We start from the raw sequence: 23,660 nt of genomic DNA on the forward strand, positions 1-23,660 counted from the left end.
CACCATGGCTAATTTAGACGTAACAATGGAAAACAATGATTTAACATTTAATTTAATTACTCCTAATAATACATCTGACCCCAATGTAATCAGAGTAACGAATAGCAAACTGCCCAATGTACGCCTAGCCAGTTACTTAGATGATAATCCGAAATTTGCCGGACAATTACATTGTGAGGCACTTACCGGAGATGAGAGAGCAAACCGGCTATGCGGTGGTTTGTTACAAGGGCAAGAGTTAACGTCAGCTAACGGATATACAGGTTATCTTTTAGACCAGGAAATTGATCAAACCACTTGTGGCTTTGCCAGTAAATCGTGGAGTACCAGCAAGACAAAGTGTTACAAAGATACCGCTTCTCGTTGCCAAGCCCTTGGTGTGGATGTCATATCAGGGCAAGCAGATCAGTGCGGCTATACCGATACAAAGAGCCAGACACTTAGTGAGGAAATAGCCTGTGTGGCAACGAAAAATTTCGGGTGTGATTATAGTATCATAGAGGCAGGCGGGATTTGCCAAACAACACGTGATGCTGCCCAACAATATCAATGTCAAGGCTCTACTATTAAACAAGGCGGAAAATGTGTAGGGGAGGTAGCTGCTGCTTGTCACCAATCTACTATAGAAAATGGAGGAATTTGTGAAGTTCCCCAAGGTGGTGCGGGTTGTAAGGAATTAAAAGCTATTCAAGCAGGCGGTGTTTGTGTTAGTTATGCAAATGTTGATTCCGCTGCCTGTAATAGTGCCCAGCAGGTATCTGGTGCCATTATTTGTAATGCTACAGGAAAGTATTGTGGATCTAATAGTACTTTTAACGGAGGAGTTTGTGTAACCAATGCGGATAGCTCAGCTTGTTGGAAAAGTACCCTTACAAACGGTTCTGTTTGTTATGCAAATATTGAGGGAAGCCGATGTGACACTTCGAAGACTGGTCATGTTTCTTATAATGATACTTCTTGTTGTTGCGGCGATTATTGTGGCAATGCACCAACTTGTTCTGCCGAACGCTGTTCCTCTGTCAGAGCACAATACGCACAGTATTTTGAATAAAAAGTGCTGCAATAAACATCATTCCAGTGTAACTGGGACAGTGCTTCCAATAATAAAAAACAGCCCGCTTTTCAGCGGGCTGTTTTGCATAAAGTTGGCAAGACCGAAACCTTATTTCTGACCGGTGCGGTCCTTGCGGTCCGTGTAGTGCGTGTGTAAGAGTTGGTGTGCGCGTTTGCCACCTACTTTATCAAACACTTTGCCATACAGAGCCATTACACCGCTGTTGTCTTGCGACTTATAGGCCAGTTCGGTGTCTTCTTGATACAAGCCTTCGGCGCGGCGTTTGCGCGGGGCCCAACCGTCAAATTGCGGTTGACCGGCTCCGGCCACACAGCCGCCTTGGCAAGACATCACTTCAATAAAGTCATATTTATTCTTGCCGGCTTTAATATCGTCTAATAGTTTGCGTGCATTTTTAAGCCCGCTGACTACGGCGACACGGATTTGCTTATCGCCGATAGTAAGGGTTTGTTCCTTAAAAGTGCTGCTTTCGCGCAAATTAGTAAATTTGACGCTGTGGGCGTGTTCGGGGTCGAGTTCCGCTACCGCAAAGCGCAGCGCCGCTTCCATTACACCGCCGGAAGCACCGAAAATTACCCCGGCGCCTGTCTTGGTACCGAACGGCATATCAAACCATTCGTTTTCCAAGTTGGCAAAGTCAATGCCGGCTTCTTTAATCATGCGGGCCAACCCTACGGTCGTGACCACATAATCGGTATCCGGGTTGCCGTTGACGGAGAATTCTTCGCGGGTGGCTTCGTATTTTTTAGCCGAGCAAGGCATAATGGCCACGACAACTAAGTCTTCGCGTTTGCCGCCGCGTTCTTCAAAATCGGCCTTGATGACGGGGCCCATCATTTGCATCGGAGAGCGTGCCGTAGATAAATTGGGCAAGAATTCCGGGGCATATTTTTCTACATAATTGACCCACGCCGGGCAGCAGCTGGTCAGCTGCGGCAAGTTGACGCCTTTGGTGAAGCGGCCCAAAAATTCGGTGGCTTCTTCCACGATGGTCAAATCGGCCGAGAAAGCGGTATCATAGACGTAATCAAAACCGAGCATGCGCAAGGCAGCGGCAATTTTTCCGTCCACGTTTTTACCTTGCGGCAAGCCGAAAATTTCGCCTAAACCCACACGTACCGCCGGAGCAATGTGTACGGCTACTTTTTTCTTGGGGTCATTGATGGCTTTAAATACCTTTTCAATTTCGTTAGAATTGGGCATCAAAGCACCGGTCGGGCAGACGCGGGCACATTGACCGCAGGATACACATTCTTTGCTTTCTCCTAATTCTTTATTAAAGGCGGTGGCAATTTTGGAGCGGAAACCGCGGAATGCAAAATCAATGGCGCCAATGCCTTGTACTTCGTTGCAGATGCGTACGCAGTTACCGCACAAAATACATTTGCTATGGTCGCGCACGAGAGCCGGGGAAGTAGCATCTTTGTGGCTGTCAATCTTTTTGGATTTGAAGCGGATTTCCGTCACGTCCATATCTTTGGCGAGTTTCTGCAATTTGCAGTTGCCGGATTTGGAGCAGAGCGTGCAGTTGTGATTACCGGAAGACAATAACAATTCCAGGTTAATGCGGCGTAAGCGGCGGATTTCGTCGCTGTTAACGCGCACTTTCATACCGTCGCGCGGAGCTACGGTACAAGAGGCCACAATGCCCATCCCTTCCACTTCTACTAAGCACAGGCGGCACGCGCCATATACGGCCAGTTCCGGGTGATAGCAGAAGGTAACGATATTAAAATTGGCCTTGCGGATTAATTCTAATAAATTACGTTCCCCTTCTATAGGTACTTGTTTTCCTTCAATGGTAACAAATTCTTTCTTTTCCATATATTAACTCCTATGCACCCACATTGACTGCGCCAAATTTGCAGGTGGCTTTACAGCTACCGCATTTAATACATTTCTGCGGGTCAATTTGATGGGGTTTGCCCGGTGTGCCGCTAATGGCTTGTACGGGGCAAGCGCGTTTACACATACCGCAACCTTTACATTTGGTCGCGTCGATTTCATAGCGTGCCAAGGCCTTACATACACCGGCCGGGCAGCGTTTTTCTACGACGTGAGCAATGTACTCATCCTTAAAGTATTTTAAGGTAGAAAGTACCGGGTTGGGAGCGGTTTTACCCAAGGCGCACAAGGAAGCTTTTTGAATGGCTTTGGCCAAATCTTCCAAGTTTTCCAAGGTTTTTAACGTACCGCGTCCTTCCACGATGTCGGTGAGCATGGAGAGCATCTGTTCCGTACCTTCGCGGCAAGGAACACATTTCCCGCAAGATTCGCGTTTGGTAAATTCCAAGAAGAAGCGGGCCACATTAACCATACAAGTATGTTTATTCATGACCACCAAACCACCGGAACCGACCATGGCACCGGCCGCTTTTAAGGAGTCATAATCGAGCGGTAAGTCCAAATGTTCTTCGGTTAAACAACCGCCGGAAGGACCGCCGATTTGGGCCGCTTTGAAAGCGTCTACATTGACTTTACCGTTATCTTCGGTAGTACCGCCGGCCACGTCGTTAATGACTTGACGTAAGGTGGTGCCCATCGGCACTTCTACTAGACCGGTATTGGCAATATGTCCGGTGACGGCAAAGGTTTTGGTACCCGGGCTGGAAAGTGTACCGATTTTCTTAAATTCTTTGGCACCCATTTCAAACACTTTGGCAACGGTGGCCAAGGTTTCTACGTTATTAATAACGGTCGGTTTACCAAATAAACCGCTGTGGGCCGGGAAGGGCGGTTTGACACGCGGCATACCGCGTTTACCTTCTACAGAAGCAATCAGCGCGGTTTCTTCACCGCACACGAAAGCGCCTGCGCCTTCCATGACGTGAATTTTGAAATTAAGTCCGCTGCCGAAAATGTTTTCGCCCAAAAGGCCTTTTTCTTCGGCTTGTTCAATGGCTTTGCGGATACGTTTAATCGCTAACGGATATTCCATACGTACATAGACGTACCCTTCATCAGCGCCGATAGCGCGTGCGGCAATCATCATACCTTCTAATACTGCGTTGGGGTTGCCTTCCATAACGGAGCGATCCATAAAAGCACCGGGGTCGCCTTCGTCAGCATTACAAATGACATATTTTTTGCCTTCGGGTTCAATGCGGGCAAATTCCCATTTCTTGCCCGTCGGGAAACCCGCACCGCCGCGGCCGCGCAGACCCGATTCAGTCATTTCTTTGCAGACTTGTTCCGGGGTCATTTCCAAATAGACGCGTTTGGCTTGTGCATAACCACCATGGGCGATATATTCATTAATGTCTTCGGGATTAATGCGTCCGCAATCATGTAACAAGATACGTTCTTGTTTGGCGTAGAACGGAATTTCGGCAACCGTTTTGGAAGTGGTGCCGGTAGCCGGATTGTGATAGAGCAAACGGTCAATTACTTCGTCTTTGAGCAAGGTTTTCTCGACAATTTCCGCCACATCTTCCGGTTTTACTTTGGTATAAAAAGTTTCTCCCACACTTACCAAGGGACCCATGGCACAAAATCCGCGGCAACCGCTTAAACTTAAATAATTTTCACGGCAACCTTTGGTAATTTGTAAGCAAAATTCAATGTTGCGTTTTTTCATTTCGGCTTGGAAAGCTTCATATACTTTCAAAGAGCCGCCGGCAATACAACCGGTACCGCCGCAGATTACGACACGTTTGGTAATATTTTTGTAAGCGGTGTTATAATCTTTGGCAATTTTTTCAATATCACTTGTCGGCATGAGCGGCCTCCTGTTTTCTGATTTCAGCAATAATTTCGGCAGCCTTGGCGGGCGTGACTTGGCCGTGGACGGTTTCGTCCATTACCATCACAGGGGCCAGTCCGCAAGCGCCTAAACAAGATACACATTCAAGGGTGAACAAACCGTCTTCGGTGGTGTCTTGCCCGTCTTTGAGGTTGAGGGCTTGGCGTACCATACCGATAATATTATCGGAGCCTTTTACATGGCAAGCGGTACCGTTACAGACACGCACAATGTGTTTGCCTTTGGGCGTAATAGCAAAGTGGGCAAAAAATGTCGCCACGCCAAACACGCGGGCGGGCGAAATTTCCAGTTCGTTTGCGATATAACGCATGATATCTTCGGGAAGATACGAATAATGATCTTGCACTTGTTGCAAGATGGGAATAAGCTTTGCGCTGTCGTAGCCGTTATCTTTCAAGATTTTAGCGGCCGGAGCGAAACGGTCAGTCATGATTTCTCCTTATTATAGGTAACTTGCAAATAAGAATGGGATAAGTAGTTTATCCCTCCTCTTGTATTATAACAAAAAAATAGACGGGTATGAAAGAGCGGATAACTGAAATTCTTGCTTATAGTGGCTAAGCATACACAAAAAAAAACCGCCCCGGTAAGGGGCGGTTTTGAAAACCTATCAGTGATTAGAAACCACTGTTTTTACCGCTAGAGATAGCGTTGCAGGTCTTGGTGGCATCATCAGTGCCTTTGTCATTCTTGGCGCAAGAGCGAGTATAGGTGCCGTCAGCTCCAGTAGTACCCGTGATTGTGTAACCTAAATTACCGGTAGCTGCTGTACCAGCACTCGTATAGCGTTGAGCAGTAATAACGTAATTAGTGCCAGAAGTGGCTCCACTGATTAAAAAGTTCTTGGTTTTGAAGGATTTTTTGTCAGATTCCAAGGCGGCAGGAGCTTGGATATCCAATTCTTCAAAAGTAGCCGGCCAAGAACCAGTTTGCAAACGAGCACGTTCGGCAGACAAGCGCAAGGTGCCAATCAACGTCAACGCTTCAGTAGCGCGGGCCTTTTCCACTGCCGTAGTATATTGCGGCAATGCAATGGCGGACAAAATGCCGATAATGAGTACCACTACCAGCAATTCAATCAAGGTGAAACCTTTCTTCATAGTAATCTCCTTTTACTTAAGTAAAGTAGTACATCTAGTACTCCTTAATATTATAACAAAGAAAAAGGAAAATGCAACAGCTTTTTTACAGTTTCAAGTGCCTATGATAAGAAAAAATTTCCATAAAAATACCCCGTCTGTTCGAAGAGACGGGGTAAAATAAAAAGTACCACTTATTTTTCATCTAAAGCACAAGGAACTTTAGGGCTTTTGGCTACTAAGTCCTTAATCGGCTGGATAACTTGTGCCTGCTGTTTGAGTGTGCACGGGCCACCGATACAGCCGCCCTTGCAGTTCATTACTTCAAGCAGTTGGAAATCCCCCGCTCCTTTGGCATAAGCGTTTAAGAGAGGAATTATCTTTTTATCCAGTCCATTAATGGCCATTTTCTTAAAAGCTTTTTTGCCGGCGATGGCATTTTCCACCGCTTGTGCCACGCCGCCGGTTACACCGTAATAGCGCGCTTCGCCGGAAATAGACGGGTCCAACTCTGCTTCTTCGCACTCGGCCGGAACAATGCCTTTTGCATCAAACATCGCGCCTAATTCTTCATAAGTCATGACATAGTCAATGTTGGGATCTTCCATGCCTTCGGCACGTTTAGATACGCAGGGACCGACAAATACCGTTACACTGCCTTTTTTCTTCTCAATATCAGCCGTATAGGATGCCGGGGTTTTGGTATGAGAGACAAATTCTTTCAAAGCCGGCAAGTGTTTTTTAACTGCTTGTACCCACGCGGCACAACAAGAAGTGGTCATAAAACGTGCACCGTTTTCCAGGCGTTCTACCAATTCGCGCGCTTCGTTGGCGGTGGTGATATCGGCACCCAATGCCACTTCGGTTACTTTTGGAAATCCTGCTTTTTTAATCGCAGTAATCAGTTGAGGTAATGTGCAGTCAAATTGTCCAACGATAGAAGGAGCAATCATCGCGCAAACCGGAGCACCCTTTTTGATTTGAGAGAGAATATCAATCAGTTGGCTGCGCTCCATAATGGCACCAAACGGGCAGGCTTCCATACAATGCCCACAGGAAATACATTTGTCAAAATCAATTTGCGCCAGGCCATTTTCCCCTTTATGAATGGCATTGACGGGGCATGCTTGCTCACAGGGTACGGGAATAAAGGTAATGGCATTATACGGGCAGGCCGCTTTGCACATACCACAGTTTTTACATTTGTCCGGATTGATAAAAGAGCGGCCATCCATAAAGGTAATAGCACCAAATTTGCAGGATTGTTGACACGGGCGCGCCAAACAACCTTGGCAGGCCTCCGTGACGATATGACGGGCCTTATGGCAACCGCGGCAGGCAATATCCATAACGGTCAACGTTTGCGGCGGTACTTGCGTACGTTGCAAAGCCTTTTGGGCGTAATCATTCAGCGAGGTGGCTTCATCATCCTCTTCCACGCTCATTCCCAAAGCGGCTAATGTGCGTGAGCGGAATACCGCGCGTTCTTTATAAATACAACAACGCACAGATGATTTGGCATCTTGCGGAATAACTTCGTAAGGGATGCGATAAGCATCACTTTCCAAGGTGTTTTTATCAAAGGCCTCAACAATTTTGCGCAAGGCCATGCGTCGAAAATAAATAGCTTTATTGTCTAAGTTCATACCCTTATTCTAGCATATTCTAAATAAAAAATAGCAATCACTTATCACTTATAAAGGAAATGTGTGACAAATAAAATGAAATCTTACGAAAGATTGCCGAAAAACATATAATAATTAATATGGAAAAAACAGAAAAACAAACAGAAGCCAAAACTTCTTTGAAACAAGAACTGAAGATTATTTTTTCTTCCTCCCGTGCTTTTTGGTTGGTAAATTTAGTCAACTTTGGAGACGGGATTGCCTATTTTGGTATTTTAACTTTGCTGACGCTTTTTTTGGGTGGTAGTGTGGGCATGAGCGATGCTATGACGGGCATGAGTGTGTCCACCTTCACCGGATTAGTGACCCTGTTTATGTTCGGCGGCGGATTTGTATCGGATAAATACGGGGTACGCCGTGCACTAGGCATTGCGTTAACATTTTTATTGGTGGGGCGGGTATTGCTTGGATTTTCTGCGGTACCGTCCGGTATGGGGATGCCTCAGGTAGGCTATGTCATGTCTTGGGCATCGCTGGTGATTATGGCGATGGGATCCGGCATTTTACAACCTGCCTTATATGCCGGTGCTAAGGAGTACACCAATCCTAAAGTTTCTGCTATTGCCTTTAGTTTTATTTATGCCATTATGAACTTGGGTATTGTGTGTGAAAATTTTATTTCCCCCTTCATCCGTACGGATGAAAAATTTATTGGTAATATACACGGCTTAGGTTGGGGCATTATGGGTGTGTTTTTAACCTGTACCGCTATCACCGGTGTGTTACTGTTGCTCCATTTAACTTTATTTACCAAGAAGGTGGAAAAAGAGTGCCGCGTAGCAGTGGTCGACGAAGAATCCAATCAAAAGAAAACATGGAAACAGCGTTTGAAAGAAATGCCGTTTCGGGATGCGCGCCTGATGTGGTTCGTGTTTATTTTGTTGCCGGTACAAACGCTTTTTGCGCATCAATTTTTAACGATACCGGATTATGTGTTCCGCGTTTTTCCCGATACGGTAGCTGCAAAATTTGAGTGGATTAACGGAATTAATCCTTTCATTATCGTAATCTTTGTGCCGTTGATTGCCATGTTCACGCGCAAAGTAAGTGTGTTCACCATGTTGCTCATCGGTACCAGCATTTCTGCCGCAACCACTTTCTTATTAATTGGTTCGCACACCACGCTGGCCATGTTGATTGCTTATGTGATTATCTGGTCTTTGGGGGAAGCGGCTTGGTCTTCGCGCTTATACGAATATGTAGCCGATTTGGCTCCGGCCGGACAAGTGGGCGCGTATATGGGGCTGGCTAATTTGCCGTGGTTTATGGCTAAGTTCACCACCGGTTTATATTCCGGTACCATGCTGGCTCATTTTATCCCAAAAACCGGCCCGCAAAATGCCGGTACCATGTGGCTGATTTACGGATGTATTGCGTGTATTACTCCCGTGGGGTTGTTACTGACTAAGAAATGGCTTGAAAACCGCCCCAAGGTTTCTTAAGAAATGCAAGTCGTTTTTGTAAGTTAGTCTCTTTTTTTGTAAAATATATAGGCAATGCCCCCATAGCTCAATGGATAGAGCACCTGCCTTCTAAGCAGGGGATTACAGTTCGATTCTGTATGGGGGTATTTTTATTGTTCTGTGTTTCTGCCTCATACAAATGCTACAATAAGAATAGTTCAATGCGTTGGGAGTATTATGGCCAAAAATCTCTCTTTTTCCTATTCCAAAATGGGCATGTATAAAGAATGCCCGCAGAAATACAAATTCCGTTACGTGCATATGCTGCCCGAACAGCCTAAGTATTATTTTGCTTTTGGGTCTGCCTTGCATGAAGTAATGGAGTATATTTATGATCCCAAACATGCCACTTTCCCCTCTCAAGCACAAGCATTAGCATTTTTCAAAAAACATTGGGATAGTACTTCTTTTGACCAAAAGGGGTATGCTTCCATGGAAAAAGAAGCGTTGGGATTTGAAGAGGGTTGCCGTATTTTGCGGGCTTATTATGATAAACACGCCGCCACGTTTCAACACCCTCTATCTGTGGAAATGAAAAGCACCTTAGAAATGGACGGTTTGAATTTAATCAGTATTTTGGACCGTATTGATTATCTGGGTGACGGAAAAATTAAAATTTTGGATTATAAAACCGGTAAAACTGTTCAGCGGGAGCCGGATCAACTCATGATGTACCAAAAGGTGGCCGAGAGTAGCCCGATGGTGCTGCAACTGGTGCAGACATTAGAACCCTCCGTAAAACAAGTGCGGGTGGAACAGATGAGTTTTTATCACTTGCCCACTTTGCAAGAAATGACCTTCGAGCGCAGTGATGATAAATCTCTTTACGAATTTTGGCAACGGGTACTGGGCGTGGCGGATTCTATTCGGGAGGGCAAGTTTGCGCCTGCTCCGGATGAGAACAAATGTCGTTGGTGCGATTATCGTAACATTTGCCCAGTATTTACCGGAAAAGAATATGATGGAGCCGCGGGTTTAAGTGCGAAAATTTTCCCCCCTTCTACTGCTCCGCAAGCAGCCCCTAAAACGGATGAGGAAGTATTAACGGAAAAAGTAGATCGTTTGGGGAATCTTTTTCAGGAAGAAAAAAAGTTACGCGCCGATGTAATTGCACTCATGGAAAAATTACAATTTCAACAGCATTTTACCACGCATTTTCATGCGGAACTTGCGCGACAAAAACAGTTGGTCTTTGCAGATAAAGCAAAAACGATAGAGCTGTTGCGCCGCTTGCATTTGTTGGGCAAAACCTTAGTGCCTACCCAAAGTACCATTGCGGCTTTGTTGACGGACCCAACGCTATCTGATGAAATGAAAAATGAGTTGCGTGCTTTGGCCACTGAGCAGGAAAATAAAGAACTTCACATTACCGAGGCAGACTAATATGTGGATTAAAAAACCTAAAAGAACTGATTTTCGCTTAAAACTTTCGATAATCTTTATCTTGTTGGCGATGATACTATTCTCGGCGTTTCGTTTGATTTTATATGTTTTGTATCATTCCACTTTCTCTTCCTTGACAACGTCCGCTATTTGGAGTGCCTTTTTGAATGGGATGCGCTTTGACTTAAGCATGGTGGCCTTGTTTATGGGACCGGTTATTTTGCTGTTGAATTTGCCGGTCAATTCGGTGCGTTATGTGAAGTACTGCGTGTTGTTTCTAATCACAGAGCTTATTGTAATGAGCGGTTTCTTAATCGCAGATTTAATTTATTTTCCATACGTAAAACGACATATTGCAGAAGAGATTTTGCAAGTTTCTGCCGACTGGGGATTTGTAATACACTTTGCTTTGACAAAAGCGCTGTTACCTTTGCTCATTTTGTTTGTTTTGTTTATTTTAGCCGGTATTTGGGTGCATAAAGTTTTTAAATATCGTTATATTTTTGATCCGTATTATGCAAAAGGAGAATTGCTCAAATTAGGAGCATGCATTCTCTTTATTTTGTTGGGCATTCGAGGCCATTTGGGCACCGGCAAACCAATCGGCATTGCAGATGTTTACCAATATGCTCCTTCCCCTGCGGCGGCGGCACTTACGTTAAATGGCGTTTTTACCGCTTATCAAGTCGGACGAAAGGGAAGCGTAGATATTCAGAATGATTTTCCGGTAGAAAAAGCATTTTCCATTGCACAACAACAATTTATCGGAGCTAATGAAAAAGTAGAAGATCCGACGTACCCGTTGATGCGCCGTCCAGTAAAACCTTCTAAAGCCCAAGACATTAATATCTTTATCGTATTGTTAGAAGGATGGCATCCCTATTATGTGGATTCTCTATCGGGAAATCATTTTGGGGTAACGCCCGTATTTGATGAAATTGTAAAGAACGGTGTGAATTTTACCAATGCCTATGCGGTAGGGTTGCGCAGTATTTTTGGTTTTGCCGGTGTTTTGGCCAGTGTGCCTTTGGTGCCGGGACTACCGATGTTTGGCTATGGGTTAGAATTATCTAGTTTTTTCCGTTTCCCCGGTGTTTTGGCTGAGAAAGGATGGTATCCGTTCTTTGCCCAAACTTCACACCGAGATTCATACCGATTGTGTTCTTTGGCTTCTTATTTAGGAGTGCAAGGTAGTTACGGTTGGGAAGATATGAAAGAGCTCCTGCCTTATATCGATCGCGCTCCGTTTGGCTATGACTACGATGGATTGATGTTCGGGGCGGACCAAGTCAAGACACATTTGCCTAAGCAAGTGATGGGGATGGTATTTACGGGCATTACACATTCTCCGTTTGCTCGCACGTTACCGCAATTTGATAAATATAAGGGCAAAACATGGGACGATCAATTTAAGAATACGCTCTATTTTGCAGATTGGTCCATCGGTGAATTGTTAAAAAGAGCCCAAGAAGAAGGATGGTTTGATAATACGATTTTCGTGTTTGTCTCGGATCATACTTCCGGCGGACCGGATTCAGATTCCCTGTATAATAAATTCCGCATTCCATTGGTATTTTACGCTCCTAAAATATTCGAACCGCGTACCATCGATTATGTGGTTTCTCAATTAGATATTGTTCCCACTTTATATGATTTAGTCGGTTTAGACGTGCCTTATACGGCTTTTGGGCGCAATATGTTCGATAACACTCATGCGGATCAACGCGTGGCTTTAGTATCTGAAGGAGTAAATATCGGGTTGATTACAAAACAAGGAGCGTTACGCCACAGCCGTAAACAAATTTTATCAGTCGAAAAATTAGCTCCGGATTTTGATGAAAAACAAGCGGAAGAAACCTTGCTGGCTTTAGATAAAACAGCCTACACGCTACTTAAAAATAATACATGGTATAAAGATGAACAATAATATAATTATTACCTTAGATCAAGGAAGTTCTTCTTCCCGTGCTTTAGCTATAGACGGCACAGGCCGTGTGGTGGCGCAGGCAGCCCGTACCTTGCAAACTATTCGCCCTGCAGAGGGATTAGCGGAAATAGATGCGTCCTCTTTACTAGCGGATCAATTAGCTGTTTTACGTGAGGTATGTGCTCAAATTACTAATCGTCGCGTTGCGGCATTGTCCGTGGCTACCCAACGTTCCACTATCGTTTTTTGGGATCGTATAACCGGTCAGCCGTTAGGGCCTGCATTAAGTTGGCAAGACGGCCGGGCTGCTTCTTTGATGCCGCAAATTACCATTTCTCAGGAAATAGTGCACCAACTTACCGGTTTATATAAAACTCCTTTTTATTCAGCAGCTAAAATTACGTGGGCTTTGCAACATATTCCAGCTGTATCTGAGGCAGCTCAATCGGGGCGTTTGTGCATTGGGCCGGTGGCTTCGTATTTGATATGGCATTTGACGGGCGGTAAGGTGTTTGCGTGTGACCCGACTTTAGCTCAACGTATGTTGCTATTTAATATGAACACGCTTACGTGGGATGATCAGTTGCTGAGTGCTTTTTCCGTGCCGAAAAATTGCTTGCCCCAAATTAAAAAGACTGCTGATGATTATGGGGAATGGATTTATCAGGATACTTCTATTCCTATACGGGTTTGTGTCGGGGATCAACAAGCCGCTTTGGTTGCTTTGCAAGTCAAAAAGGGCGAAAGTTGTATCAATTATGGTACGGGAGCCTTTTTTATGCACAATACCGGCAGTAAATTGCATTTATTGGCGGGTTTATTAACTTCAGTAGCAGCTACTGAGTCTTCAATGGGCGCTTGTGAGTACTTGCTGGAAGGTCCTGTTAATGCGTGTGGTACTTTATTGGATTGGCTACAAAAAATTGGTTTTGATTTTTCCGTAAAAGAACTGGATGACTTATGCCAACAGGCAAAAGCGCCGATTGATTTTTTGCCGGCTTTGGGCGGATTGGGAGCACCTTATTGGAAATTTGATTCTTCCGTCGTAATGGCCGGTTTTTTCCCGCAAACTACACGCGCAGATGTGGCGGCCGGAGCCGTGCGTTCTTTGGCATATTTGTTGGCAGATATTGTATTTTATGTTGCTAAGTCCGGTGTAAAGAGTACGAACATTAAAGTGACCGGTGGGTTATCGCAAAATCTTTCCTTGCTTACCGCACAAGCGGATATTCTTCAAACCCCGCTTATCCCTTGCGCAGAAACGGAAGGGACGGCTCTGGGGGCCGCTATGCTGGCCGCTAAAGAGCTGACATGGGATATTTCTTCTTGGCAAACCAATCGTCTGTTGCCGGCCATTACACCTCGTATAGACGCAACGACCGCTCAAAAGTGCTATCAGCATTGGCAGGCATTTTTGCAGTGGAGTCTTCAACATCCTAAGGCTTAATAAAAAAACCCCGCTTTTCAGCGGGGCTCTTTATGTATGAAGAAATTACTGTGCCATTTGTTGATCTAACTCTTGCATCTTGGCGTTAACAGTTTCTTGTATTTGAGCTTCTTTTTTGGCCTTTGCTTCGTCGAGTTGTTTTTGTAAAGCAGCCAATTCTTCATCTTGTTGCGTCATTTCTTGTTCCACTTGTTGGCGGATCGCTTGACGTTGTTGTTCAAGTTGTTCTTTTTGTAGTTGCTTTACCACGGCTTCTTCTTCTTCCAACTGACGTTCTAAATTGCGAATTTCTTCTAATTTTTCGTCTGCTACAACTTGGGCTTGCTCACGCAATTTTGCTTGTTCTTCATTTGCCAAGGCTTGGGCGGCGGCGCGAGCTTTTAATTGTCCTTGTAAGACGGTGCTTTTCTTAACTTGTAGTACTTTCATTACCGGCGATTCCGGCATATACGCAGCGGCTAAGGTAAAGGCATCTTGGCCTGTTTTGTTGGAAGCGGATAAATCAACGTCTTGCTTTACCAGTAACAATGCCGCCTTTTCATTTTGATTTTTAATTGCATGCATAAGCGGAGTATTTCCCATCTCATCTTGAGCATTCAAATCCGCACCTTTATCGATGAACCATTGCACCGCATCTGAACCTTGAGCAGTGGCATACATTAAGGCAGTTTTTCCGTGTGCGTCGGCCGCATTGATATCAAAGTATTTCGGAGCCAAAAACTGCAGAGCGGGAATGTTTTGTGCTTGCGCGGCGGCCATAAATACAGTTTGACCGTTTTTATCGGTAGCCTGTAAATCTGCTCCCAAGCGAATCAACTGTTTCAGTAAACTAATTTGACCGTTCTCGGCGGCATAAAATACGGCGGTGCGTCCTTCCTTATCTTGCAGGTTTATGTTTGCTCCGTTATTTACTAAGAGTTGTGCTGCACGTTCCTGTCCGGCGGCTGCCGCAGAAGCTAAAGCAGAAAGGCCATTGGTCGGATTTTGGTAATCCGGATTTGCTTTGTATTTGAGCAATACCTTAATGTTATCCTCGGCGCCATTTTTGGCCGCGTAAATCAGCGGGGTATTACCGGTGTTATCGGGTAAATTAATAGCGCGATTATTTTGGCTGACCAAAGATTCCGTCAATTTTTTATCATTGGCTGGCATGGCGTGCAGGAGGGCAGTTTTTCCTAAATCATCTTTAGCTGTGGGGTCTGCACCGTTAGCAAGCAGGTATCCTACTACTTCTCGGTTGCCGGCCGCAGCGGCAGCAATCAATGGAGTCACACCATAGCTGGAGGGTGTATTAATGGAGGCTCCCCCTTCTTCAATCAGCTTTTTGATAATTTCCATATTCCCTTTTTCTGCGGCAATAGTGAGCGGCGTGATGCCCGCGTAGTTACGTTCGTTGACATCTACGTTGGCATAGATAAGCGTGCGGACACGGTCCGCATCATTGGTTTTAATAGCGCGCACCAACGAAGTATCATACACGTATTTAGTTTTAGCCAACTCGGGCTTTTCCCCTAAAATGTTGCCATGATAATCAGGAGAAGTGGTACCAAAAATCGTTCCGCGATAAATGTCTCCGGTATCATTTTGGCGATTGATATTTTTATTTTGTCCCAACACCGTTCCGCGGTAAATGTCTCCGGGAATGCTGGAGCGAGCAGCTTCTTCTTCTGCCGTGTGAGATTTTTTGGTTTCTTCGGCGGGTTCTAACCCTTTGATGTATACGGGTTTACCGTCTACATAAATAATGTCGGGTTCTTCCGCATGTACAAAAGGAACTAAGCACAAAGACAACAACAACGTCCAAGATAATTTATTCATAATTTCCTCCATTGCTTATATTATAGCAAGAGCAGATAAATTTTGACACGAAAATTTTCAAGATTTTTCCGATATTGCTATTTAATAGTATAAAAAGATTATATAAAAATAGTACAAAAAATTTTTATTTATGATTAGAAAATTTTTTGCATATTTTGCTTCTGGATTGTTATGATAAAAATATACAATTTCTCCCCCCAGAACCTTTCGATTTACCCCCCGATAGGTTCTGACAAAAGAGCAGGGTACATCCCCCTGCTCTTTTTATCTAATACTCCCCGCTATGTGCAAGATTCTATAAATACTATTTTAACCGTAATTTCCGCGTTTCTGTGCCGGGAATAGATACTATTATTTACATACTTTTTCTAGCCGTAGAAAAAGTATATAAAAAGACTCTCGGCTCTGAAGCAAAAAAGTATTGTTTTGGGGCTGTTTTGTAAACTCGCTGAACTCAAACATACAAAACAGACAACTCCCCAAAACAATACTTTTTTAAACGCTTCCAAAGCCGAATTAACCATATAAAAGCAACAGATTGTAATGAGATTCATGTTTCTTTTTCTTTAATGAAAAAGTTAAACTGGAAAGTGCTTGACACCGTTTTTTTTTTTAGTATAATTTTAAAAATCGTACAAAAGGAGAAAATAATGAAACAAGCATTTACACTCATAGAGTTACTAGTAGTTGTGTTAATTATAGGGATATTAAGTGCCGTTGCTTTGCCACAATATGAAAAAATAGTTGAACGAAGCAAGGCAACCCAAGCATTTGCTCTATTAAATCCTCTCATTCAGGCATATCAAGCAAGTTATTTAGAAAATGGCACCTATGTGGCTAGCTTAGATGAATTAGCCATTTCTCTTCCTTCTAGTTTTACGGGAGAAGATGCTAATCACTTATCTAATGGAGAGTGGGAAGTTGTTTTCAGCAACTCTTACGGAATACAAGTGTCCGTTAAAAGAAAAAGTGGAAAATATAAAGATGCGGTAAGTTTTTTATATGTATTTGCCAAGAGACCTGATCCCGTACCGGTTGGTCAATGGCTATGTTTTGAAAATATTGCTACATTTCCGGGAAAAGCGGATGATTATTGCAAAAAAATTTTAAATGGAACAAAAGATGCATCATCAGGTTCTAGTGATCGTGTGTATAGACTATAAAACACCCCTTCTGTATGTAGAAGGGGCGTTGTTATAAATCTACTGTTCCTGTTTACAGTGCAATTGCGCTGACCGGGCAGGTAGCGGCACAGGCACCGCATTCAATGCATTTGGAAGCATCGATATTGCGTTTTCCGTCTACTTCGGAAATTGCACCCACGGGGCAGGCAGATTCGCAAGCACCGCAATTTACACACACATCCGGATTTACTTTATAAGCCATAAATCATCTCCTTGCTACTAATTTTAGATACTTTATTATAGCAAATTGATCCTTCACAAAGTGGATGAAACGTTAAAAACAGGTTGCTTCTCGTCGCAAAATAACCCTTTTTCCCCCTCTTGCACCCTAAGTGTTAAGTGTAGTAAAATATAAAAGTAAGGAATAACTAACTTTTATGGAACCGATTACTTCATTAACTCTTTTTGATTTGCAACCCGATATTACCGCGGAAATTTTATCTATTAATGTTTCTCCCGCTCAGGCAGATAAACTGGCGGCGATGGGACTGGTTAAAGGCCAACAGGTCAGCCGCAAAAAGGGCAAACGCCCCTTGGTGGTGTGTGTCTGTGGAAGTGAAATTGCCATTGGACCGAAAATTGCCAAACAAATTATTGTTTCGACTAATACCCCCACTGTACTGGCGGACCGTAAATATACCTTCTTATTGGCGGGCAATCCCAATGTCGGAAAAAGTTTGCTCTTTTCTCGTTTGACGGGTATCGGTATTTTATCTTCTAACTTTCCGGGTACGACCGTTGGGTTGCATCATGGCAGTACCGTATTTAATGGTAAGTCGTATCATATCATTGATATTCCGGGTCTGTACCGTTTGGAAGAAAAATGGGTGATTGAAGGTAAAAAGCGGGATTTATTCAAAGAACTTTCCTATGATTTTATCGTTTGCGTGGCGGAAACAGCGCATTTAGAGCGCAATCTGTACTTCGTACTGGAACTTCTGCACCTGGGCAAACCGGTGATTTTACTGCTTAATAAATTTGATGAGGCTCAGCGCAAAGGTATTTTTATTGATGTGCGCATGCTGTCTAAAATGTTAGGCATTCCGGTGATTGCCACGGTGGCCACAACGGGAGAAGGGTTAAAGCGTCTGGAAGTTACCGTCGGCAAATTAGATTTGGCAAAGCCCTTTGTGTGGAAGGGTGTACAAGATTTGCAAGGCGGTTTAATTCCCATGGAAGAAACGCCGGAAAGTAAGTGGCATGCTATCGGACAAATCATTCGCCGCGTCCAAAAAATCAAACATAAACATGCTTCTTGGGTGGAACATTTGCAGGCATGGGCTACGCATCCGGTTAGCGGTTTATTTATAGCATTGGCGGTATTGGCGCTGTCTTTGGTCATTATTCGTTTTGTGGGCGAAACGTTTGTGAATTGGTTAGAGCCGCTTTACGAGGCATACTATCTTCCGTTTGTGGAGCGGATGCTCGCTTTTTGGCAGGGAAATCCGTTATATTTGTTTTTGGTGGGTGACGGCGGAACCCAATACTTCGGAGTGCTGACAGACGGTCTGAAAATCGCCTTGGTAGATGTGATGCCTTATGTACTCGCATTTTATGCACTGCTTGGTTTTTGGGGAGAACTGGGATACCTGCCCCGTTTAGCGGTTCTGTTAGACGGTTTGTTACACCGGATTGGCTTGCACGGTTATGGTGCGATCCCTATCATGCTGGGCTTAGGTTGTAAGGTGCCGGCCGTTATGGGGGTGCGTGTGTTGGAAACGCGACGTGAACGTGTGATTGCGCTGGCGTTACTGCTTGTAGTGGCGCCTTGTATTTCACAAACGGCGATGATTTTGTCCATTTTATCTCCGTACGGATGGAAATATGTGTTGTGCGTGTTTGGCACTTTGCTGATTAACGGCATTGCGGCGGGCACGCTGTTAAACCGTCTGTTGCCGGGCGATACGCCGGAAATGTTTATGGAGATTCCATTGTGGAGTTTGCCGCAATGGCGTTCTTTAGGGCGCAAAATTTGGTTGCGCATGAAGGAGTATTTGGCGGATGCCTTGCCGTTGATTTTAGCAGGTGTATTGTTTGTAGATTTGATGCAATTTACCGGTATTACGGATTGGTTGACGCAACTTTTCCGCTATCCGGTGGAATATCTATTGCATTTACCGGCAGATACCACACCTCTTTTGTTATTGGGATTTTTACGCAAAGACATTTCGATTGCGCTCTTGGAGCCGTTTAATCTCCCCCCCAGCCAACTGGTGGTAGCGTGTGTATTTATGAGTATGTATTTGCCGTGTATCGCTACGTTCTTTGTGATGTTACGCGAGAATGGCATCAAAGATACGCTACGCGTTGCGGCATTGACGATATCCTTGGCGATACTGAGTGCAACGGTACTGCGGTTTATAATATAAATCTTTTTGCAAAAATAAATACAGCCCGAAACAAAATGTTTCGGGCTGTGTGATATGAAAAGAAGAATAAAATACTAGCATTTCGGTGCATTAGATGGGCAATAAGGCCCTTCACAACACCCTCCGTCGTAAATTACACTGTAATAGGTACCACCACTTGCCAAACAAGTTCCCGGTGCATTAGCAACACACTTGCCCCCAACCCCAATCCTACTTCCGCGGCAGGTTTCATGAGCGGCTACTTGTGCTACGCAGCTGGCACCATCAGTAAATGTACTATATCTACAACCACCAACTTCTGCTATACATTGACTTCCTGAAGTATAAGTACCACTAGTACAAGATGAGCTGTCATATTGTGCAATACATTTTGATTCATTTTTATATGTCTTTTCCCCGTCGCCATATGCCCGATTAGAGTAATGAATCGCTCCATCGAAGACAGAATTATTACACTGACCTCTACAAATACTTCCCGGATTATATATAGAGTTGTTACATCCTCCACCTCCTCCCTTATCAGAACATTCTCCTCCTTCTTTTACATCCAAATAAGCACAACCACCCCATTGACCAACACATTTAGCTCCTTCTTCAATTACTAATCTATTATTTTCTGTTCCAACATTTCCGTTATACCCGCAAAAGCCATCCTTATAGGGCATGCCGTTGGCTTTACAGCGTTCTTCATTGGTTTTATAACATTGTGTTTGTTTATTGGACCATACCCGGCTGACGCCGTCACACGTGGCTTTATCTACCGCTTGGTCTAATAAATACTGTGTGTAACCATCTTCTGTCGTGCTTAGTTCCTCTCCATTAAGAAGCTTACTGCATAGTCTTGTACCACGCCCGTTTTCCCCGTCGTTAGATTCGCAATATAAGTGTCCGGCCCGTATGGTGTTTTCATCCAAATAACTAGCTAAACGTACGGTAGGCATTTTATTATTTATGGCACGCACTACGTTGGCAGTGCCGTCATCATTAATGGTTTCTATGGTATATTGCACATCACCACTGGGCATACTGACATCCAAGTTTTCCATATTAGCGGTATAAAGACCGCTACTCATTCTAATGGCTTCTTCGGCATCTTTTATCGCTTTGGCTCCGGGGAGCATAGTACTCCAATGGGTTTTATCTACGGCCCCTTGGTACATAGGGATAGCTATAGCCGATAGTACTCCGATAATGAGTACCACTACTAATAATTCTACGAGGGTAAACCCCTTTTTTATTTGCATATATAACTCCTTTTTCTCGGGCCCGTAACAGCATAAAAAACGGCCGCTGTTTCAGAGCCGAAACCAGCGACCCCAAAAACAACAGCCGTAGTTTGCCGTACCCGAAGGTACGGCAAACACTCGGCACAAAACAAAGAGCTCATGACTTCCCTTTATTTTGTGCCTAGAACGACTGCTTTTGGACTGGTTTCTTGCTAGGAATTACCTAGCTGTCCGTATCCATATACGGTTCCAAAAACAGATTAAATTTATTTTTAAGTAGCGCCTTGCTTGTGCGCAAAATTCTCCTTTTTAGTCTTTATGAAATTAGTTATTACTGCCGCGGCGGCCGATATCCACCGGTATGGGCACATCCCCTAGCGGTGTTTCAAAATAAGCAGTACCTGTGATGTGATAATCTACGCTGGCGCTACCCATACTCACCAGCCCCACTAGTTTGCTGCCCAGTTTAAGGGTAGGAATATCAATATGGGCCTTTTGATTTTTGGTGCTGCCGGCTTCCACGCGGATATTTTCTAAAGTGAATTGGCCTACCGGTGTATCATTCATGGTTACATTACCGACAAATTTTTTAATAGAAGCATCTGTTTTCTTGTTTAAGTTGGTGATGGCAATAATTAAATCTACCCCTAAAGAGGTGATGTTAAAATCAGCCATTTCTACCGCTACGACTGAATATTTGCAGTTGGCAAAGGCCTTGGCTTCTTCAATTGTTTTACATGCTCCCAAACAACAAAGTACAACTAGCAGACATATTATTTTTTTCATAAAAGCTCCTCGTAAAGCAGATGTATAAATTATATAATATTAAAAAGGATTTCTTAGGAGAATTTTATGAACGAGTTACAGAAAAAGATTTATGACCGTTTTGTTCGTTATGTTTCTATGGATACCACCAGTAACGGTGCCAGCCAAACAGTGCCGACGACAGCCACGCAACTGGCCTTTGGCAAGATGTTGGCGGCGGAAATGAAAGAAATTGGCTTTTCTAACGTAGATATTGATAAAAATGGATTTGTATTTGGCGAAATACCGGCCAATGTATCCGGCGCGCCTGCAATTGGATTTTTGGCGCATATGGACACGGTAGAAGATTACTGCGGAAAAAACATTAAACCCGTTTTGCACGAGAATTATCAGGGCGGAGATTTGGTAATCAATCAAGCCAAAAATATGATTTTATCCGTCAAAAGTGCCCCGGATTTGCTCAAATGTATCGGACACGATTTGGTAACCGCTGACGGAAATACCTTATTAGGCGGAGACGATAAAATCGGCATTGCCTTGATTATGACTTTGGGTGAATATTTACTTGCCCATCCCGAAATCAAGCACGGTCCGGTTAAAGTTTCTTTTACGATTGATGAAGAAACCGGTACCGGCATTGCGCATTTTGATTTAGCACGCTTTCAAGCGGATTTTGCTTATACTGTTGATGGCGCAGATTTGGAAAAAATTGATTGTGGCAATTTTAATGCCGATAGTTTTGTTATTGAAATTGAAGGAAAAAACTGCCATCCCGGTTCAGCCAAAGGCTTTATGGCTAATCCCGTGCGTATCGGGGCTGATATTGTTTCTTCATGGCCGGAAAATAGATTGCCGGAAACCACGGAAGGAGAAGAAGGCTTTATTCTGTTTATGAATATGCAGGCGCAGTTGGATAAAGCCACTCTCAAAGGTATTATTCGCCACCACGATATGGGGCAGTTTGAACAATTCAAAAAAGATTTGGCCGATTTAGTAGAAGCTAAACAAGCCAAATATCCCAACGCCAAAATTCATTTGAAAATTACCAAACAATACCGCAATATGCGTGAAGTGCTCAAAGAAAAACCGCAAGCTATGCAAGTATTAGAAGCGGCGTTGAAAGCAGAAAATATTTCGTATTCGCTCATTCAAGCCCGCGGCGGCACCGACGGGGCGCAACTCTCTTTGCGCGGGCTTCCTACGCCGAATATTTTTGCTTCGTATGAAAACCCACACGGCCCGTACGAGTGGCTCAGCCTAGGTTGGAGTGAAAAAGTATTTCACTTATTAGTGCGCATTTTACAAGAAGCGGTGAAATAGAAAATCTTGTCTATCCAAATAAAAACGCAAGACTTTCCGTCTTGCGTTTTTTGTGTGAAAATTCAGTATATCAAATTATTCAGAAATTTTTTTGTGGAACCCATACCCGGTCGATACCGAGCGGCCAATCAAATGCAGTTTGGCAGTTAAGCAACCGCGGCATTTGGAAGGATCCTCGCCGGCGCAGGCTTTGCCCGGGTAGAGTGCATAATTGAGGCGAGCCTCGCCTTCGGTAACGTTGGGCATAACCACATTGGCTCCGCTCTGTAATGCACGCAGACGGCCGTCCGGTTGTATCGTTTCCATAGCCGTGGTAGCCGGGATATTAATATCGGGCAACAAAAGCCGCGTTAGGGCCATTACTTTTAGGGCCGGCGTGAGTTTTGGGGCCGGAGCATCTTTAAGAGGCGTGTCGGGATTGGGGATAAACGGCCCCAAGCCAATCATATCGGCATCTAATTGTTTGAAAAATAAAATATCCTTGGCCAGAGAGGTTACCGTCTGGCCGGGTAGTCCTACTAAAATACCGGTGCCTACCTCATAACCCAATTCTCTTAAATCGGTCAGACAGCGCAAGCGATTTTCAAAACTCATCCCGGGATTGTATTTTTCATACAGCGCTTTGTCCGTTGTTTCAATACGTAGTAAAAAACGGTCCGCTCCGGCTTGTTTCAAGGCGGCATAATCTTCCCGCGTGCGTTCGCCGATACTTAGCGTAAGAGCCAGCCCCATCTTTTTAATTTCTTGAATAATGGGTACGAGTACTTGCGCAGTAAAAAAGGCATCTTCCCCCCCTTGTAACACGAGCGTTTTATATCCGTAATTAGCGGCTTTTTGGGCAAGGGAAAGGATTTCCTCGGCAGAGAGTCGATAACGCTGCAGAGCCTTGTTTTGGCGTTGCAGTCCGCAATATAGACATTGGTTGCGGCAAATGTTGGTAAATTCTATCAGCGCACGCAAATGCACCTCATCACCCACATATTTTCGACGCACGCGATCGGCCGCCGCAAAAAGGATGTCATCGATTTGCGAATCGGTCAGAATATGTGCCAATTCTTCTTCAGTCAAAAGATGAGTTTGTTCGGCCTTTTCAATTAGTTGCGTGCAGTTCATACGTATAGTGTATAAAAAAACCCCTATCTTCAGATAGGGGTTT

At 44.2% G+C, this 23,660-nt stretch carries 18 protein-coding genes and 1 tRNA gene; 9 read left to right on the forward strand and 10 right to left on the reverse strand.

The genetic code is table 11. The annotated features are described in order from the left end of the window. Positions 1–1,051 (forward strand): hypothetical protein (locus IKN49_02925; GenBank protein MBR3632002.1); only part of this gene is annotated, 1,051 nt, incomplete at its 5' end. A 111-nt stretch (positions 1,052–1,162) separates the two neighbouring features. Here the strand turns inward: IKN49_02925 and IKN49_02930 are convergent. The 5 genes from IKN49_02930 to IKN49_02950 all read right to left on the reverse strand — a co-directional run bounded on the left by IKN49_02930 (position 1,163) and on the right by IKN49_02950 (position 7,563). Then, positions 1,163–2,899: a [FeFe] hydrogenase, group A gene (locus tag IKN49_02930; protein MBR3632003.1), complete on the reverse strand. Its 1,737-nt coding sequence runs from the start codon at positions 2,897–2,899 to the stop codon at positions 1,163–1,165. A gap of 10 nt (positions 2,900–2,909) precedes the next feature. After that, positions 2,910–4,793, reverse strand: coding sequence for an NADH-quinone oxidoreductase subunit NuoF (locus tag IKN49_02935; GenBank protein ID MBR3632004.1), 1,884 nt, complete (start codon positions 4,791–4,793; stop codon positions 2,910–2,912). Continuing rightward, positions 4,780–5,268, reverse strand: a complete 489-nt coding sequence (gene nuoE, locus IKN49_02940; protein ID MBR3632005.1) for an NADH-quinone oxidoreductase subunit NuoE — start codon at positions 5,266–5,268, stop codon at positions 4,780–4,782. Before nuoE ends, IKN49_02935 begins: the two co-directional genes overlap by 14 nt. A gap of 187 nt (positions 5,269–5,455) precedes the next feature. Continuing rightward, entirely contained in the window at positions 5,456–5,938 is a 483-nt protein-coding gene (locus IKN49_02945; GenBank protein ID MBR3632006.1) for a prepilin-type N-terminal cleavage/methylation domain-containing protein, read from the reverse strand. Between the two features lie 173 nt (positions 5,939–6,111). Continuing rightward, on the reverse strand, positions 6,112–7,563 hold the full coding sequence (locus IKN49_02950; GenBank protein ID MBR3632007.1) for a monomeric [FeFe] hydrogenase: 1,452 nt from the start codon (positions 7,561–7,563) through the stop codon (positions 6,112–6,114). Between the two features lie 119 nt (positions 7,564–7,682). Between IKN49_02950 and IKN49_02955 the strand changes: the two genes are divergently transcribed. The 5 genes from IKN49_02955 (at position 7,683) to IKN49_02975 (ending at position 13,822) form a co-directional block, all read left to right on the forward strand. Further along, entirely contained in the window at positions 7,683–9,044 is a 1,362-nt protein-coding gene (locus IKN49_02955; protein MBR3632008.1) for an MFS transporter, read from the forward strand. Positions 9,045–9,100: 56 nt separating this feature from the next. Then, a tRNA-Arg gene (locus IKN49_02960) sits at positions 9,101–9,172 on the forward strand. A gap of 70 nt (positions 9,173–9,242) precedes the next feature. Then, positions 9,243–10,448, forward strand: a complete 1,206-nt coding sequence (locus IKN49_02965; protein ID MBR3632009.1) for a PD-(D/E)XK nuclease family protein — start codon at positions 9,243–9,245, stop codon at positions 10,446–10,448. A gap of 1 nt (position 10,449) precedes the next feature. Continuing rightward, positions 10,450–12,375, forward strand: a complete 1,926-nt coding sequence (locus IKN49_02970; GenBank protein MBR3632010.1) for a sulfatase-like hydrolase/transferase — start codon at positions 10,450–10,452, stop codon at positions 12,373–12,375. After that, the gene (locus IKN49_02975) at positions 12,365–13,822 is read left to right on the forward strand and encodes a hypothetical protein (protein MBR3632011.1); all 1,458 of its coding nucleotides are present in this window, start codon (positions 12,365–12,367) and stop codon (positions 13,820–13,822) included. The genes IKN49_02970 and IKN49_02975 overlap by 11 nt, the downstream gene beginning before the upstream one ends. A gap of 45 nt (positions 13,823–13,867) precedes the next feature. Here IKN49_02975 and IKN49_02980 read toward each other — a convergent pair whose 3' ends face one another. After that, entirely contained in the window at positions 13,868–15,640 is a 1,773-nt protein-coding gene (locus tag IKN49_02980; GenBank protein MBR3632012.1) for an ankyrin repeat domain-containing protein, read from the reverse strand. Between the two features lie 650 nt (positions 15,641–16,290). Between IKN49_02980 and IKN49_02985 the strand changes: the two genes are divergently transcribed. Beyond that, entirely contained in the window at positions 16,291–16,803 is a 513-nt protein-coding gene (locus IKN49_02985) for a prepilin-type N-terminal cleavage/methylation domain-containing protein (GenBank protein ID MBR3632013.1), read from the forward strand. A gap of 52 nt (positions 16,804–16,855) precedes the next feature. On the opposite strand, the gene IKN49_02990 is transcribed toward IKN49_02985, so the two are convergent. Then, complete coding sequence (locus IKN49_02990) at positions 16,856–17,026, reverse strand: 4Fe-4S binding protein (protein ID MBR3632014.1); 171 nt, start codon at positions 17,024–17,026, stop codon at positions 16,856–16,858. A gap of 175 nt (positions 17,027–17,201) precedes the next feature. Here IKN49_02990 and IKN49_02995 point away from each other — a divergent pair, with 175 nt between their 5' ends. Beyond that, positions 17,202–19,193: a 50S ribosome-binding GTPase gene (locus IKN49_02995; protein MBR3632015.1), complete on the forward strand. Its 1,992-nt coding sequence runs from the start codon at positions 17,202–17,204 to the stop codon at positions 19,191–19,193. Between the two features lie 74 nt (positions 19,194–19,267). Here IKN49_02995 and IKN49_03000 read toward each other — a convergent pair whose 3' ends face one another. Together IKN49_03000 and IKN49_03005 are read right to left on the reverse strand one after the other, a co-directional pair. Then, entirely contained in the window at positions 19,268–20,437 is a 1,170-nt protein-coding gene (locus IKN49_03000) for a prepilin-type N-terminal cleavage/methylation domain-containing protein (GenBank protein MBR3632016.1), read from the reverse strand. 306 nt (positions 20,438–20,743) lie between these two features. Beyond that, positions 20,744–21,205, reverse strand: coding sequence for a hypothetical protein (locus IKN49_03005; protein ID MBR3632017.1), 462 nt, complete (start codon positions 21,203–21,205; stop codon positions 20,744–20,746). A gap of 66 nt (positions 21,206–21,271) precedes the next feature. On the opposite strand from IKN49_03005, the gene pepT reads away from it, so the two are divergent. Beyond that, positions 21,272–22,504 carry a peptidase T gene (pepT, locus tag IKN49_03010; protein MBR3632018.1) on the forward strand — a complete coding sequence of 411 codons (1,233 nt, stop codon included), beginning with the start codon at positions 21,272–21,274 and terminating at the stop codon, positions 22,502–22,504. Positions 22,505–22,579: 75 nt separating this feature from the next. Here pepT and hydE read toward each other — a convergent pair whose 3' ends face one another. Next, complete coding sequence (hydE, locus tag IKN49_03015) at positions 22,580–23,617, reverse strand: [FeFe] hydrogenase H-cluster radical SAM maturase HydE (protein MBR3632019.1); 1,038 nt, start codon at positions 23,615–23,617, stop codon at positions 22,580–22,582. Positions 23,618–23,660: the final 43 nt, after the last annotated feature.

The sequence above is a fragment of the Elusimicrobiaceae bacterium genome (genome assembly GCA_017528825.1).
Lineage (GTDB): Bacteria > Elusimicrobiota > Elusimicrobia > Elusimicrobiales > Elusimicrobiaceae > Avelusimicrobium.